Source organism: Vreelandella massiliensis (genome assembly GCF_900155385.1).
In the GTDB taxonomy this organism is placed as follows: domain Bacteria; phylum Pseudomonadota; class Gammaproteobacteria; order Pseudomonadales; family Halomonadaceae; genus Vreelandella; species Vreelandella massiliensis.
Map to the genome: position 1 here is coordinate 137,747 of NZ_LT699745.1, position 14,586 is coordinate 152,332.

Consider the following 14,586-nt stretch of genomic DNA (forward strand, 5'->3'; position numbering starts at 1 on the left):
CCTCACAAGCCACCTTCAATGATGAAGCCGCCAATAGGCCAAGAATGCACAGGCATCAACCTTATCGAAGTAACTGGAGCCCCGGCAGCGATATTCCGGGGCTGTAGCAAGGTCATGCAGGCAGGCGTCTGGCCGAGAATCAAACGCCTCGAGTGTGATCATCCAAAAATGGCAGCCGGCTACCAAGCCCAAGCCAGGCCGACACTCAGGACATCCAGGTCAAAGGCAGGTAAGTTGTCGGTTTCCCCTGCATCGAAGTAGCGTGTGTAGCGTCCGCGCAGGTCAAGCTGTTCGTTCAACTGGAAGGAAACACCGAGCCCCAGCGTCGGCACCCACTCGTGGCTGTCGTCGCTCTGACTGCCGGACTGGCCGGGGGCATTGAAGTTACTGACCTCTGCCCGGTATTCACGTTCGTTCTCGAGGTAGGAGACGCCCGCGGTGCCCAGCAGCGAGAACCGCTCGTTCAACGGCCATTGGCCGACAAGCTGCGCACCAACGCCGGAGAGCTCCACCGTCTCGGTGGCATCGAGCGTGGCACTGGCGCCCTGTGGGCTGGTGCCCTCCAGCGTCATACTGCCCGAGTATTCTCCCAGGTCCTCGTAGAACAGCTCGATTGCCCAGTGCTCATTCAGGGCATAGCCGGCACCCAGGCGCCAGAAGGTGTCGCTGTCGTCGTCACCGACGCGAGCACCGGTGGCCGTTGGTGTGGTGAGCCAGGTCGTGGCGGCCTCATCGAACCCTTCCGTGGACAGGTCAACGTAGCCGGTGCCGCCCTCAAGCCACACATAGCCGCCGGCAAGTGCCTGGCTGGCGGCGAGCATGCCCGTGGCCGCCCCCAGGGCGGCACGGTAACCATATTTTTTCATCATCATGTCGAATCCTTTTTGTATTGAAATCATCCCAGTGATTGCCAGATCCAGCTGAAGTCTTCTAGGCCCGGCGTCTGCGGGTTGAAAGGTGCATCAGGCGCGGGCTCGGGCATCGGCTCCGGCTCTGGCGTTGGTTCCGGCGTGGGCTCTGCCACCTCGCGAAAACCGATGGCCCCCGGGTCGGTGATCACGCCGTCGGCAACGCCATCGGCATCGAACTCGCCGCCATCTTCCAGTTGGAAATCCAGGCGCAGCTTGCTGCCCTCGCGGGTGAGACTGCCTCCGAAGTCGGCACTGGCCAGGTTAACCCAGTCGCCCGTGGCATCTTGTTTCCAGTAGCCGTTGGCATTGATGTCACCATCGACGAAAAGGGTGAACTCACGGGATCCACCCGCAGTATCCGTATCGGCTTCAAAGGCGATGAGCCCAAGCGGCATGTCCATATCATCCGGGCGCTCTTCAGGGGCATCCAGCTGGCGAATATTACGCAGTGCCGGGGCACTGTCATCTCCAGCGCCATCGCCGCCCCGGGAAGCCAAGGTCACGAAGACCGCTGGGGCATCGCCGGGATTGGATTCGGCGGTGTTGGTATTCAAGAAGGGGACGGAGCTAACGTTGTCCTGCTCCACATCGGCAATGCCGTCGCCATTGCCGTCACCCGTGCTATTGCCGTCCAGTGAAGGCACCTGCTGCTCGACATCATCAGCGACACCGTCATTGTCGTTATCAGGCGTTGGCTCCGGTGTTGGCTCGGGCGTGGGTTCCGGCTTAGGTGTTGGCGGTGGTGTGGGCGTTGGAGTTGGTGTAACAGGCGCAACCCAGGTGATGTCGCTATACTCATCCTCATTAGTCACTGTAAAGCTGCCGCCGGACAGTCCTTGTAAGGTTACGGCGATATCGGAACCCATCTGGGTATCGTCAAAATTACCATCCATGTTGGCGTCGATGGTCAGCACACCTTTTTCAAAGCGCAAATGCTTTGCAGCTAACTGTTCCGGCTGAGGCTCAGGATCTGAATTTTGTTCGGAAGTGGAGAGCGCATTGATCGCCGTTTTGGGTTCCTCGGGTTCCATTTGATCAATACGAATGATGTCACCCTGGCCAAAGTCGGTAATGGTGTCGCCATTCACATCCATGAAGATATCGTTGCCGGCGCCGCCGGTAAGGGTGTCGCCCTGGTTGGCAGCGATGCCTGAAGTCGACATCGTGCGCACCTGCATGCCCATATCGTTGGTAAAAGTATCGGCCCCGGCACCACCAACGAAAGTTTCGCTGCGACCTTCAAGCCCGGTGAAATCGGTGCCGTCGGTGTAGGTGGTGGTGATGGTGCTGATGAATTCAAGTTGCGTGCTCGACAGATCCAACTTTTTTTGCGTTGTACGCAAGGTGTTGGTGTGGCCTTCGCGAGCCGCAAAGCCATCCACCCCGAAGTTGACCCCAACGGTAATTGTGGCATCACCGTCGTAGTCGGACCGGACGCGAGCGAACCCCACTACACTTAGATCTGACAGATCGAAGTGTTCTTCCTCTGAAATGAGATCCCTTTGGCCGGGTTGGCCAGGTTGGCCCGCAACGGAGGAGAGCTGATCAAGAACAGCTGAATCCACGGTCAACTTATTGGCGCTGTTATAAGCGGCTAGCCCGTCGATGTTGGTGAAGATTTTGTCCCTAACATCGACATCCTTGTCGGACATAATGACCAAATTATCGGGGCCCTCGGCATCGGCATGCTTGATTGTATCGAGAGACGCGAGCGACTCTCCCGAAACAATCGTACTTGCCATACCGGTTTGGGTGTTCTCCAGCGTGTCCCAGTTAGTCAGCGTCGCATTGGCAAGGTAGAGGTTATCACTTTCAGACCGGAAAACATCGGTGCCCTCGGTGTCGGCAGTGGTAAAGGTGCTGCCCTTGATGGATTCGGCCTTGACGGCCAGGGTCGTATCACCCGCGCTGGTCAGGTTGAGTGAGTCGACTCCGTACAGCGATATATTGGACGCATCCACCGTAGCGCCGTCAATATTCAGCGTTAGGCCCTGAGTGCCGATGAAACCAAGATTAGGCGCCTCAGCCAAACTACCCTGAGCCCCATCGATGGAGGCGTTATTGACCATGGCCACCTGCTCGGCGGACAGCTTCATGGTGGCGTTGTTTACACTGGCCGCCAGGCCGTTGAAGCCCGAGAGGGTCTTGTTGGTAAAGTCCAGGGTTGTGCCGTCTACCCGTAGTAATGTCTTGCCGTTGCCTTTCAGGGTGGTGAAATCATTCCAGCCCTTCTCCTCGCTCAGGTTCACGATAAAAGCATCCGAACCTGCGACCTCAAGGGTGCTAACATTCTGTACAACCGTCTTTGAGCCGTTGAAACCCGCCGTACCGCTACCCGCAAGCACAACCGTGTTATTGCCACCGACCCCATCAAGGGTCGAGCCGTTCAAGTGGCCGTGATCGGTAATAAAGATAGTGTTATCTACTTCATCCTGAGCACTTTGGGCGCCGTCGATATTGGTGCCATTCGTCGTATCAAAATGGCTGTTATTGGTATAAAGCGCATCCGGGTCCACGGTGGTAAATTCATAAGCCTCATCGCCCACGGCGCTAAGGGCATTGCCGGCGGTATCGGTCAGGGCACCGGCGCTGATGTCGACGCGATAGTGCGTCTTGCCGTCGAGGTTTTCATGCGGGCTGATGGTCAGGGTGTCACCAGTGATCGTGGCGGTGCTGCCGTCGCCGAGGGTTACCGCGCCTTGATCCAAAGTGGAAACAGGGAAAGTCAGAGCGGCGGCATTCGTGCTCTCGTTGTAGAGCGTTACCGCGCTAGTCGAACCGAATGCGATGTTTTCGCTGAATTTGATGGCAATATCGGCATCCACCGCTACCCGCTCGGCGTTGTTCGCGGGCGTGGAAGCATTGGCGTTCAGGGTTGGTGCGGTGGTGTCGATGGTCACGGCCAGCACATCGGAGGCTGACGAGGTTTCGCCTTCCTCATCCGTCTGTACGGCATAAATGCTGTAGTTGCCACCATTCAGAGCGCTATCGGCGGTGATAGAGTAATTTGTTGAACCGCTCAGCGCCTGAGTACCGATCAGGGTGTCGGTGCCCGCATCATAGGTCTGATTATTATCGGTATCGGCGAAGACGGTGACCGTGTGGCCGTCGCTACCCGTGCCAGTAAAGGTGGGCGTGGTGTTGCTGGTGTTGTTATCGCTGTCGCTGGAACCGCTGTCGCTCGCACTGGCGAGGTCGGGTTGGCTGGGGGCAGGTATGGGAGGCGGCAAAGTAATCTCAGTGTCACCATCCACGTAATTCGTGGAAATACTACCGGCAACCCCTTTTAGTGTTAACTGGGAGCTGTCGAACTCAAGAACGCCGTTGGTTGTTAAGGTGGCGTGCGAGAAATTTCCGCCGGTGATCCTAATTGTGTCGCCAGCGGAAAAGTCGATAATGGTGTCGCCATTCAGCTCTTCAGAGGTTCCAAAAAACACATCATCACCGTCGCCTCCAGTGAGAATATCCTTCCCCTCCCTGCCATTCAGTCTGTCATCGCCGATTCCACCTTTTAAGATATCCCCTAAGGCCCCTCCCTCGAAAACAACCGGGGACGACTGACCGCTCCAATCGGCCTTAATTGCATAATTTTCGGTGGTTATATAATAAGAATGAGAAGAGTTAGTGAATATTAGCTCATTAGAGAGGGGAACTGTTGCTATAAACCTTTCATTCGACGACGAGGTGATCTCTATGGTTGCATTTTGCCATTCTGCCCAATTAGCCAACGGGGAGGTCATGATACTGTCGGACCAATACACGGTGCTTCCGCTGTCACCATCCTCAAAACTAACGTCTTTTTTATACTCAAAAACACCCGCCATGATTGACCCCGATTCTGTTGATCTTGTTATGCCCTACCCAGAGTGAGGGCAGGACGTTTCTATCACTTGGCTTACCACGCCAACGTCTGAGGAAGGCGGTACCTTCCTACTTTTTAATAAATCATAATGAAAAAAAACATACGTTAGCTGACAAAACCTGACATTCCTGATTTTTTCTTTGTGTTCTGGTAGGTTTTGGCTTTTATCCGGCTGATTTTCTGATCATGCATCTCTTGTTAATCGAAGATGAAACCGAAACCCTGGATGCGCTGGCCAGCTACCTGCGCTTGCATGGCTGGGTGGTTTACGAGGCGGCAACCCTGCAAGAAGCCGATCATTTCCTGCAGCGCGCACCGGTGGAAATGGTTGTGCTCGACATTGAGTTACCGGATGGCTGTGGCTTGAACTGGCTACAGCAGAATTCAGCCACCATAAAAACGGCGGGGTTGATTATTGTCTCGGCGCACCACCAGGAAAGCACACGCTTAAAGGGGCTTTCGTTAGGGGCGGATGTGTTTTTGCGTAAGCCGCTGGCAGCCAGGGAGCTGGCTCTGCAGTTGGAAAACTTGCACGCACGACTAAGCCACTGGAAAGTGGCTGACCATGAGGCCACCCGCTGGTCGTTAGAGCCGTCTCAATGGCAGCTCACCTGTCCGGAAGGGCGCCGCGTTTCCCTCACGCTCTCTGAAATTCGCTTGCTAAAAACAGTGGCCCACTGGGCCGGGCAGCCCGTGGCCCGGCCGGAGATTATCAAGGGCCTGGAAGCTGACCCCGTGCATTATGATGAACGGCGGCTGGAAACCCTGGTACGCCGCTTACGGCAAAAAGTCCGTGAGGTAACGGACGGTCAACCCCTGCCGTTGATCACGGTACGCGGTGTCGGCTATGCCTTTAAAGCGGAGATACAGGTGGTGAATGACTAAGCGGGTTGTGAATGAATAGACAGGCAGTGAAACTCTGTTGGCTGCTGTCACTGATGGGGCTTTGGCTGTGCTGGGTGGCGCCGGTGTCGGCGGAGCCCTTGCGCCTGAAAGAGGGCGACAAGGTGTATTCACTCAATGCCCACCTGTCCTATGGCTTGATGCCAAACGACACCACCGTCGCTGAGGTAGTGGAGCAGCGACAAGCGTTTCAACCGCATACAGACGCCAGCGTATTGAACCTAGGCTATAGCGCCCAGGCCCTCTGGCTGCACTTTTCTATTCACAACCCCGGCGCTTTTGCTGAATGGATTCTTGAATACGGTTACTACCCGCCGAAAACCTTTGAGCTCTACCTGAAAGGGGATGCAGGCGACTACCAACGCGTGGATCTCGCCGATAACCAATGGCCCAGCCGCTATCTGGCGTATGACTTGCCTTTGCAACCCGGAGTAAACGACTTTCTGCTGAAAATTCAGACCAGCGCCTCCCTGACGGTGCCCTTAACCCTCAGCTCGCAAAAAACCTTTGCCGCCAACAAGCAGGGCTTTTACTTTACCCAGGCGCTGTACTTTGGCTGGGTCGCTAGCTTGATTTTGTACAACCTTTTTTTATGTCTCTCTTTGCGCGACCGACGCTTTGGCTACTACGTGCTCTTTGCCAGCTCGCTAGCGTCGGCCTTGGCCTTTTATTACGGCTTTCCTCAGCAATGGCTGGGGCTGAAGTACGGCGACACCACCACCATTCTGGGCACGGTGTTATTCAATCTGGCGTCTTTGTTTGCCATCATTTTTGCCCGCCGGTTCTTAAACACTCCCGCGCATGCCCCTTTTGGCGACAGGGTGTTACGGCTGATCTCCTTGATCTTTTTAACCTCCATCGTGACCGTGTTGATCTGGCCGGAATCCACCGTTCCCTCCTGGCTGTTGAGCCTGGGTGCCCCGGTCGGGGCCATTATTGCCATGATCATCGCGTTTCTCTGCCTGATTCGCGGTTACAAGCAGGCCCGTTTTTTTCTGATCGCCTGGTCAGCGCTGTTGTTGGCCAGTGTCGTGGCGTCTCTGCGTAATTTTGGTTGGGTCGACACTACCCCCCTGACGTCTTACAGCATTCAAATTGGCTCGGCGATTGAGATGCTGTTTCTGGCCATTGCCCTGGCTGACTCCATGCGCATTGAGCGCATGGAGCGTGAGCGTCTCCAGCAAGCGTCGCTGCAAGATAGCTTGGCAAATCAAAAAGTGCTGACCAGCCACCAATCGGTACTGGAGCAAAAGGTGTTTAAACGCACCCAGAACATTCAGGCATCGCTGTTCAAGGCGCAAAGCGCGTTCAAAACCTACATGCGCTTTGGCGCGATGATTTCACACGAATTCAAAAACCCGTTGAACGCAATGCTCAATCAGATTGAAACGCTGAATCTGGAACGTCAGCATGGCATTGACCAATCAGAAAAGCGGCTGACCTCCATTGAAGGCCAGGCCAAGCGCCTGAAAACCCTGTTTGAACACTGGCTGTCCACCGACCAGCTTATCAGCGGCCAACTGTCGACCGATTTTAAGACGATCACGTTGCAGCCCTGGCTAGAAGAAACAAGAGACTTAATCGAAAGCATTCATACCGATCATGCGTTTGCGTTTCATCTGGCGGTTAATCCGGTCACCGAGGCTGTGATGGATGCCACCTTGGTGCAAATTGCCCTGTTCAATCTGGTGGATAACGCCTGCCGCTATTCACCGGAAGACGCCAGCATCCGTATGCTGGCTCAAGAGTCAGGCCAGACGCTGTTGCTTGAAGTCGTCAATATCCCCCGCCACCCCATGACGGAAGAGCAGCTTAATGAAAGCTTGGGTGCCTACTGCACGTTCTCAAACAAACAACAGGACAGCACGGGGTTAGGCCTATCACTGGTCGGCTTGATTGCCGAAACTCACGAAGGCTCCTTGGATGCCGACTTACTGGATGAAGGTCAGGTGCGCTTTGTCATGTGTTTACCGGTGGTAACCAAATAGCCCTATCGTAAATTGATGATGGCTCACCTTCGTTAAACTTCTGTCTGCTCGGCCATTTCCAGCGCGTTTCGGGTCTTCTCTGTGATTTCAAATTGCACAGGGCTGTGCGTTATGCGCTGCATGACAATCGCTCTGGAGGACACGCTATCTAAATCCTCGGCGAATGCGATATACGCCGAGGGTCGGTGCTACCAGCGCCAGGTGATGCCAACGCTGAGGATATCAAGGTCAAAGCTGGGTATGTTATCCGTTTCTCCTGCATCAAAGTAGCGCGTGTAGCGCCCGCGCACATCGAGCTGTTCGGTCAGCTGAAAGGATGCGCCGAGCCCCAGGGTCGGCACCCACTCGTGACTGTCGTCGCTCTGACTGCCAGACTGGCCGGGGGCATTGAAGTTACTGACCTCTGCCCGGTATTCACGTTCGTTCTCGAGGTAGGAAAGACCAGCGGTGCCCAGCAGCGAGAAGCGCTCGTTCAACGGCCATTGGCCGACAAGCTGCGCAACAACGCCCGAGAGGTCCACCGTCTCGGTGGCATCGAGCGTGGCACTGGCCCCTTGGGGGTTGGTTCCTTCTAGCGTCATGCTGCCTGAATACTCACCAAGATCCTCGTAGAAGAGTTCGACTGCCCAGTGCTCATTCAGGGCATAGCCGGCGCCCAGGCGCCAGAGCGTATCGCTGTCGTCGTCACCGACGCGAGCACCGGTGGCCGTTGGTGTGGTGAGCCAGGTCGCGGCGGCCTGGTCGAACCCTTCCGTGGAGAGATCCGCGTAGCCGGCGCCACCCTCAAGCCACACATAGCCGCCGGCAAGTGCCTGGCTGGCGGCGAGCATGCCCGTGGCCGCCACCAGGGCGGCACGGTAACCATATTTTTTCATCATCATGTCGAATCCTTTTTGTGTTGAAATCATCCCAGTGATTGCCAAATCCAGCTGAAGTCTTCCAGGCCCGGCGTCTGCGGGTTGAAAGGTGCATCAGGCGCGGGCTCGGGTATCGGCTCCGGCTCTGGCGTCGGTTCCGGCGTGGGCTCTGCCACCTCGCGAAAACCGATGGCCCCCGGGTCGGTGATCACGCCGTCGGCAACGCCATCGGCATCGAACTCGCCGCCATCTTCCAGCTGAAAGTCCAGGCGTAGCTTGTTGCCTTCCCGCGTGATACTGCCGCCGAAGTCGGCACTGGCCAAGTTAACCCAGTCACCCGTGGAATCTTGTTTCCAGTAGCCGTTGGCATTGATGTCACCATCGACGAAAAGGGTGAACTCACGGGTTCCACCCGCGGTATCCGTATCGGCTTCAAAGGCGATGAGCCCAAGCGGCATATCCATATCATCCGGGCGCTCTTCAGGGGCATCCATCTGGCGAATATTGCGCAGTGTCGGGGTGCTGCCATCGCCACTGCCCTCGCCACTACCTTCTTCGCCGCCCTGGGAAGCCAAGGTCACGAAGACCGCCGGGGCATCGCCGGGATTGGATTCGGCGGTGTCGGTATTCAGGAAAGGCACGGAGCTGACATTGTCCTGCTCCACGTCGGCAATGCCGTCGCCGTTGCCATCCCCCGTGCTGTTGCCGTCCAGTGAAGGCACCTGCTGCTCGACATGATCAGCGACACCGTCATTATCGTTATCAGGCGTAGGCGTCGGTTCCGGTGTCGGCTCAGGCGTGGGTGCCGGTGTCGGTGTCGGTGTCGGTGTCGGCGTAGGGGTTGGAGGCGGTGCGGTAACATTCAATGAGACGGTGTCTCTCACGCTGTCGGCCCCATTTTCACCGCCATCGGCGAGGGTGATATCAAAACTGGCGGTGCCGGTCGTGCCGCCGGCGGTAAAGGCTAGCAGACCATCATCGATATCCTGCTGGGTGAAAGTGTCGCCTGCTGCCAAAGTGGAACCATTCAACCGCAATGTGCCGGACGTAGGCAGTGTATCCAGTTTATAGGTGAGTTCGGCTCCATCATCATCCGGGTCACCTTCATCAAGATGGCTGGTGGTGAGGGTGACGGTATTGCCTGTGCGCACACTCGGACCACTGTTGGTGGCGATGACCGGCGCATCGTTGACCGGCGTCACGTCCAGGGTGACGGTGCCGGCAAGAGCTGTCGCCGTGCCGTCGCTGATCGAGACGCTGGCCGTGATATCCGTATCCAAATTGGCGACCGGCGTGAACGCCAGGGCGTTCATGGCCGTCTCTACGGTGGCGGCATCGCCACTCATGGTCCAGGTGCCGGAGGCCGCATCAAAGCTGCCGCCGCCACTGCTGGCCAGGGCGCCAGCCGCACTGTCACTGAGGGTGACCGTGGCGGTGAGCGTGTCGCCATCCACATCTTCCAGCGCGACCGACGTGCCGAACAGAGAGACCGCACTGCTCGGATCCTCGGTATAGGCCGCAGTCTGGGTCAGGTTGGTGGCCGTAGGCGAGTCGTTCACCGGCTCTACGGGCAGGCTGAGCGTGGCCGTGGCGCCGGGGTTGCCGTTCACGTCCTGGCCCTGCACCGTGATACTCCGTTCGGTGGTTTCGGGGCTGTTGCTGGTGTTCTCGTACTGTAGCTCGCGCAGCAGCGTCTGATAGTCGGCCGCCGTGGCGCTGCCGGTCAGAGAGATCTGTGTCGAACTGTCGTAGTTGATGGTGATCGTGCCGACCGTGTCGCCCGTTTTACGCCCGCTCAGCTGTAGGCTCTCGGAGGCGCCGTCCTGTGGATTGGTCAGCGTGATGACCAGCTGATTGAGGTTGTCGCCATCAGGCTCGGTGATGGTGGCACCGGTGGCAATGAGCTTGCCGCCGTCGCCCTCGCGATAGCTACCCGACAGATCGCCCGAGCCACCGTCACCACCCAGGTCCACCACGGGCGCGGTGACGATGCTCAGGGTACTGGTGGCAGTGGTGGAGTCGCTCTCGCCATCATTGACCACCACGTCGACAGTGCGGTCGCTGATGGTGATGTCGATGGCGGCGTCGGTGTTGTCGTACTGGATGCCGCGCAGGAGCGTCTGATAGGTGCTCGCGCTTGCCGCCCCGGTCACCGAGAGCACACCGGTGGTCGCGTTGTAGTCCATCGCCAAGCCGGCGGCGGTGGCGGCGTTTGACGCGGTGCTGTTCAGCGACAGGCTCTCTACACCGTCGCCGTCGGGACGGGTGGTCAGAGTAGCGGTCAGGCTTTCGATCTGGTCGCCGCTGTCGACGTCGTTCAAGGTGGCGTCGGCCGTGGCGACTTCGACTGGGTCGCCGCCACCGGCGAATGTCGCGGTGTTGTCGGTGCTCACCGTGCCGCCGTTGAGGTCGACCGTGGGCGCGTCGTTGACGGGTTCAATACCTACAAAAACCTGGGATACGGCACTGCGCATGCCGCTGCTGTCGGTGACGCTGACGTCAATCGTGCGCGTTGCATCCTGTGGGGCATCGCTGCTGTTGGTATAGCCGAACGCCTGCAGCAGGTCCTCGACATTGGCAATAGTCGCATTGGCGTTGAAGTTCACCACCAGGTCGTTGCCGGCGGCAATATCATTGGCCAGCGTGCCAATGGAGGTGCTACCGACCAAGACCGTCGAGCCCGCCACGTCGCCGCTGCGAGCCACATTACTGCCAGTTTGCAAGGTGAGGATGTCCTCACTTGCCACTGCATTAGCGGATACGGAGGCCGTTAGACTGCCGCCTTGCAGAGAGGCCGCGTCTGGGTCGGTCAGGGTCAGATTGCCTCCCTGGTCCAGCAGCACCAGGGGGGCTCCCTCGGTGAAGGAGACAGTGTCGCCGTCCAGGTTGGCCAGCACCGGCGGGTTGCCCAGAACCATGGTGAAATTGGCTGTGGCCTTCTCGTCTCCCCCATTAGCAGTGCCATCGGCATCGTTCAGGGTCAGGGTAAAGTTTTGCTCCCCAGTGCCGGCAGGCGCTTCCCAAGTCAGGTTTCGCAGTAGTGTCTGAACTCGAGCGTTGTCAGCATCACCGTTGAAAGCAATTTTCAGGCTGTTACCAACCTGACCATTGTTGGTCGCGTCTACGGTGCCGACCGAGACGCCACCCACGGCGATGGTCTCGCCGGCAGCAATCGTTGCGTCACCACCGGCGGTGACGTTGGTGCCGTCGACAGCGAAATTGCCGTTCGCCGTGTTGTTGCTGCCATTATCAACGATCGTCACAAAGCCGCCGTTGTAATTGGCCGAATCCACGTTGCTGACGGTGACATCGCCATCCGCATCGATTTTCACTGCATTCCCGCCGCTCTGGACTGCATTGTTGTCGCCGGCGAGATTGCCGATCACCGGCGCATCATTCACGGCCGTCAGGCTCACCGTGCTTGTCAGGTTGGGAGTGGCGTTATCCATGCCGCCATTGGCAGTGCCGCCGTCATCCTGAACTTCAGTGATAGTGACTATCCGGTTGCTGCCGGTGGTGGGGTTAACCGAGGCATTGCGATAGGCAAGGCTGTCTACCAGCGTCTGCATCTGGGCTTCAGTGAGACTGGCCCCGGCAAAGCCGACCGTGGCGGTTGAGCCGCTGACGGATACCGTGACAGTCAGGTTGTTCGTTGCCGTATTGACGCTGTTACCGTCAGTCAGCGCAATATCCGAGCCGTCGATGCGCAGTATTTCATTCGCTCCATCGGAAACATTTGCCACCGTCACGGTCATCCCGGAGAAGCGGTCGGTAGTGTTGCTGCTCTCGACCGTATTAGCCGCTACCCCGCTGTACAGGTCAGCGGCCGCACCACCTTCAACGTAGACCGGGTCATGACCCGTAGCAGTCAGGCTCGGGGCGTCGTTGACGTTGGTTACGGCCACCTGGGTAGTACCATTGCCATTGGTAACACCTTCGTTGAACGTCCAACCAAGATCAACGGTGCTGGCCGGATCGTTGGAGTCGTTGGCATAGGTAATGGCTTGCACGACCTCGTTGACCAAGGCCGTGGTGGCGGCCGTGCCGCTGCTGGTGAAATTGATGGTCAGGGTGCCGCCGGTGCTGGTGAACGTGGCGAAGATCTGGCCGCCCGACTGCAGGTCGCCGCCGGAGACAGCGAAGCTGGCAGCACTGGTATCGAAGGCGAACTGATCATTGGCGTTGGCGCCGCCGTTGCGTGCCAAGGTCAGGGTTGCCCCTGCGAAATTGCCATCGCCGGCATTGAGGGCGTCAAGCTCGGTATCGGTGACCGTGACGTTGCTGTCCAGTACCACCGGTGTGCCGCCTTCGGTAAAGGCGGGGGTACCATCCAGAGCAGTGAATACCGGGGCATCATTGACCGAATTAACGGCAATAGACGCGCTTTCGGTCGCTGTCGAGAAGGCGGTGGCATCTCCATTAGTGCTGGTATCGACCTTATTACCCGCCGTGCCACTGGTCTGATCCCAGCCGCGATAGGTCACAGTAGCGCTGCCGTTGTACTCGGCATTGGGAACAAAACGCAACTTATCGTCTGCCGCTAATAGCAAAGCACTGCTATCAGATACCGTACCCACATCCGACCAGTTGGTGCCATCTGTAGAGTACTGCCAGGTGCCATTGATGTTATCCACCGCCGTGACCGCGATACCTTCCGACGCGTCAGTATCCACATCCGTTAGGGTCGTCTCCAAAACCGTAGAGACTAAGGTGCCTACATTACTGGAAGGGTCTTCATCAATGGCAGTTAGGGTAGGATCACCGGAATTATCCAGCACAGGGGCGTCGTTAACAGGGGTGATATTGATGGTGACGGTATCAGCAGTGCCATCCACCGTGCCATCATTGGCACTAATAGTGATGGTGGCAACATCTTCGCCATGGATGTTGGTTGCACCTGTGTATTGAATATTGGAGTTATGGTCAAGTCTGGTGTACAGCGGTCAAGCGGCGTTGCTGTCTGATTGATCGGTTAAAGGCTCACCATCCTGGAACTTCACGTTATTCACGACGAGTTCCAGTTTGTTGAACCCGGCTATCCGCTTCCAGCGCTTCTGAGCGCTCTGAAGCAGCTTAAACACCATCGCCAAGGTCGTTGCCCTAGAACCGCAATTCCGGCTGCGTTTGCTCCGCAGGCGAACCGTAGCGAAGGTCGATTCGATCGGATTGGTTGTACGAATATGCAACCAGTGCTCTGCCGGATAGTCGTAGAACGCCAGCAGCGCCTCCCGATCCTTCACCAAGCACGCCATGGCGTTGGGGTACTTGGTGTCAAAGCGTTTCACGGTGCGATCAAACGCCTTGTGTGCTTTGTCGCGTGTCTCGGCCATCCATATCTCGTGCAGGTCAGCCTTGACCTTGCGCTGCACGGATTTCGGCAGTTTGTTCAGTACGTTAGCCGTCTTATGTACCCAGCAACGCTGGTGATCCGTTTCCGGGTAGAGCTTGCTCAACGCCGCCCAGAACCCCATGGCACCGTCGCCGATCGCAAGCTTGGGGGCATGGGTGAGTCCGCGTTCCCGTAGTCCCGTGAGCAGCTCTACCCAGCTGGCTTCCGACTCCCGTCGTCCATCTTCGACGGCAACCAGCTCTTTACGGCCATGCTCGGTCACACCGATGATCACCAGCAGGCACAGGCTGTCATCCATGCGCACCTTGCTGTAGATACCGTCGACCCACCAATAGACATAGCGCTGCTCTGATAGGTCGCGTTTCTGCCAGTCAGCATGCTCGTCCTCCCACTGCTTCTTAAGCCGGGACACGGTGTTCGCCGAAAGGCCTTTGGCCTGATCACCCAGCAGCGCGGCCAGTGCCTCTTGGTAGTCGCCGGTGGAGATTCCCTTCAGGTAGAGCCAGGGGATCAACTCCTCGATACTGCGGGTTCGCTTCAAATAGGGCGGTAGCAGGTGTGTTAGGCCTGCCGCCAGCGTTCAATCTGAGCCATGATCAAACTCTTCAGTTTAAAATCATACGGTTCTTGCCTGCCCGAAGGCAGAAGCGAACCAATCTTGGCTCAAGGTTTCAAACGAATTCATAAATCCTGTTCCTGAGAACAGGCTTGACGA

6 protein-coding genes and 1 pseudogene are annotated in these 14,586 nt (G+C 57.5%); 2 read left to right on the forward strand and 5 right to left on the reverse strand.

Features of this window, described 5'->3' with window-relative positions; genetic code table 11:
• Positions 1–179 precede the first annotated feature (179 nt).
• Together BQ9846_RS05315 and BQ9846_RS05320 are read right to left on the reverse strand one after the other, a co-directional pair.
• A complete protein-coding gene (locus BQ9846_RS05315) occupies positions 180–872 on the reverse strand; it encodes an outer membrane beta-barrel protein (protein WP_075879602.1) in 693 nt (230 codons plus the stop codon).
• 23 nt (positions 873–895) lie between these two features.
• Entirely contained in the window at positions 896–4,735 is a 3,840-nt protein-coding gene (locus tag BQ9846_RS05320; protein WP_083651479.1) for a choice-of-anchor U domain-containing protein, read from the reverse strand.
• 224 nt (positions 4,736–4,959) lie between these two features.
• Between BQ9846_RS05320 and BQ9846_RS05325 the strand changes: the two genes are divergently transcribed.
• Both BQ9846_RS05325 and BQ9846_RS05330 read left to right on the forward strand, forming a co-directional pair.
• Entirely contained in the window at positions 4,960–5,658 is a 699-nt protein-coding gene (locus BQ9846_RS05325; RefSeq protein ID WP_075879604.1) for a response regulator transcription factor, read from the forward strand.
• Between the two features lie 11 nt (positions 5,659–5,669).
• The gene (locus tag BQ9846_RS05330; RefSeq protein WP_083651480.1) at positions 5,670–7,664 is read left to right on the forward strand and encodes a sensor histidine kinase; all 1,995 of its coding nucleotides are present in this window, start codon (positions 5,670–5,672) and stop codon (positions 7,662–7,664) included.
• A 188-nt stretch (positions 7,665–7,852) separates the two neighbouring features.
• Here the strand turns inward: BQ9846_RS05330 and BQ9846_RS05335 are convergent, their stop codons facing one another.
• The 3 genes and pseudogenes from BQ9846_RS05335 to BQ9846_RS05345 form a co-directional block, all read right to left on the reverse strand.
• Entirely contained in the window at positions 7,853–8,545 is a 693-nt protein-coding gene (locus BQ9846_RS05335; protein WP_075879606.1) for a porin family protein, read from the reverse strand.
• A 23-nt stretch (positions 8,546–8,568) separates the two neighbouring features.
• Entirely contained in the window at positions 8,569–13,356 is a 4,788-nt protein-coding gene (locus BQ9846_RS05340) for a beta strand repeat-containing protein (protein WP_075879607.1), read from the reverse strand.
• 108 nt (positions 13,357–13,464) lie between these two features.
• Positions 13,465–14,427: pseudogene (locus BQ9846_RS05345) on the reverse strand (IS256 family transposase); the annotation flags it as partial.
• Between the last annotated feature and the right edge of the window lie 159 nt (positions 14,428–14,586).

What these genes read in the sequence shown, in the direction of transcription:
- BQ9846_RS05315 (WP_075879602.1), bottom strand. Translation starts at nt 872, where the DNA reads ATGATGATGAAAAAATATGGTTACCGTGCCGCCCTGGGGGCGGCCACG.
- BQ9846_RS05320 (WP_083651479.1), bottom strand. Translation starts at nt 4,735, where the DNA reads ATGGCGGGTGTTTTTGAGTATAAAAAAGACGTTAGTTTTGAGGATGGT.
- BQ9846_RS05325 (WP_075879604.1), top strand. Translation starts at nt 4,960, where the DNA reads ATGCATCTCTTGTTAATCGAAGATGAAACCGAAACCCTGGATGCGCTG.
- BQ9846_RS05330 (WP_083651480.1), top strand. Translation starts at nt 5,670, where the DNA reads ATGAATAGACAGGCAGTGAAACTCTGTTGGCTGCTGTCACTGATGGGG.
- BQ9846_RS05335 (WP_075879606.1), bottom strand. Translation starts at nt 8,545, where the DNA reads ATGATGATGAAAAAATATGGTTACCGTGCCGCCCTGGTGGCGGCCACG.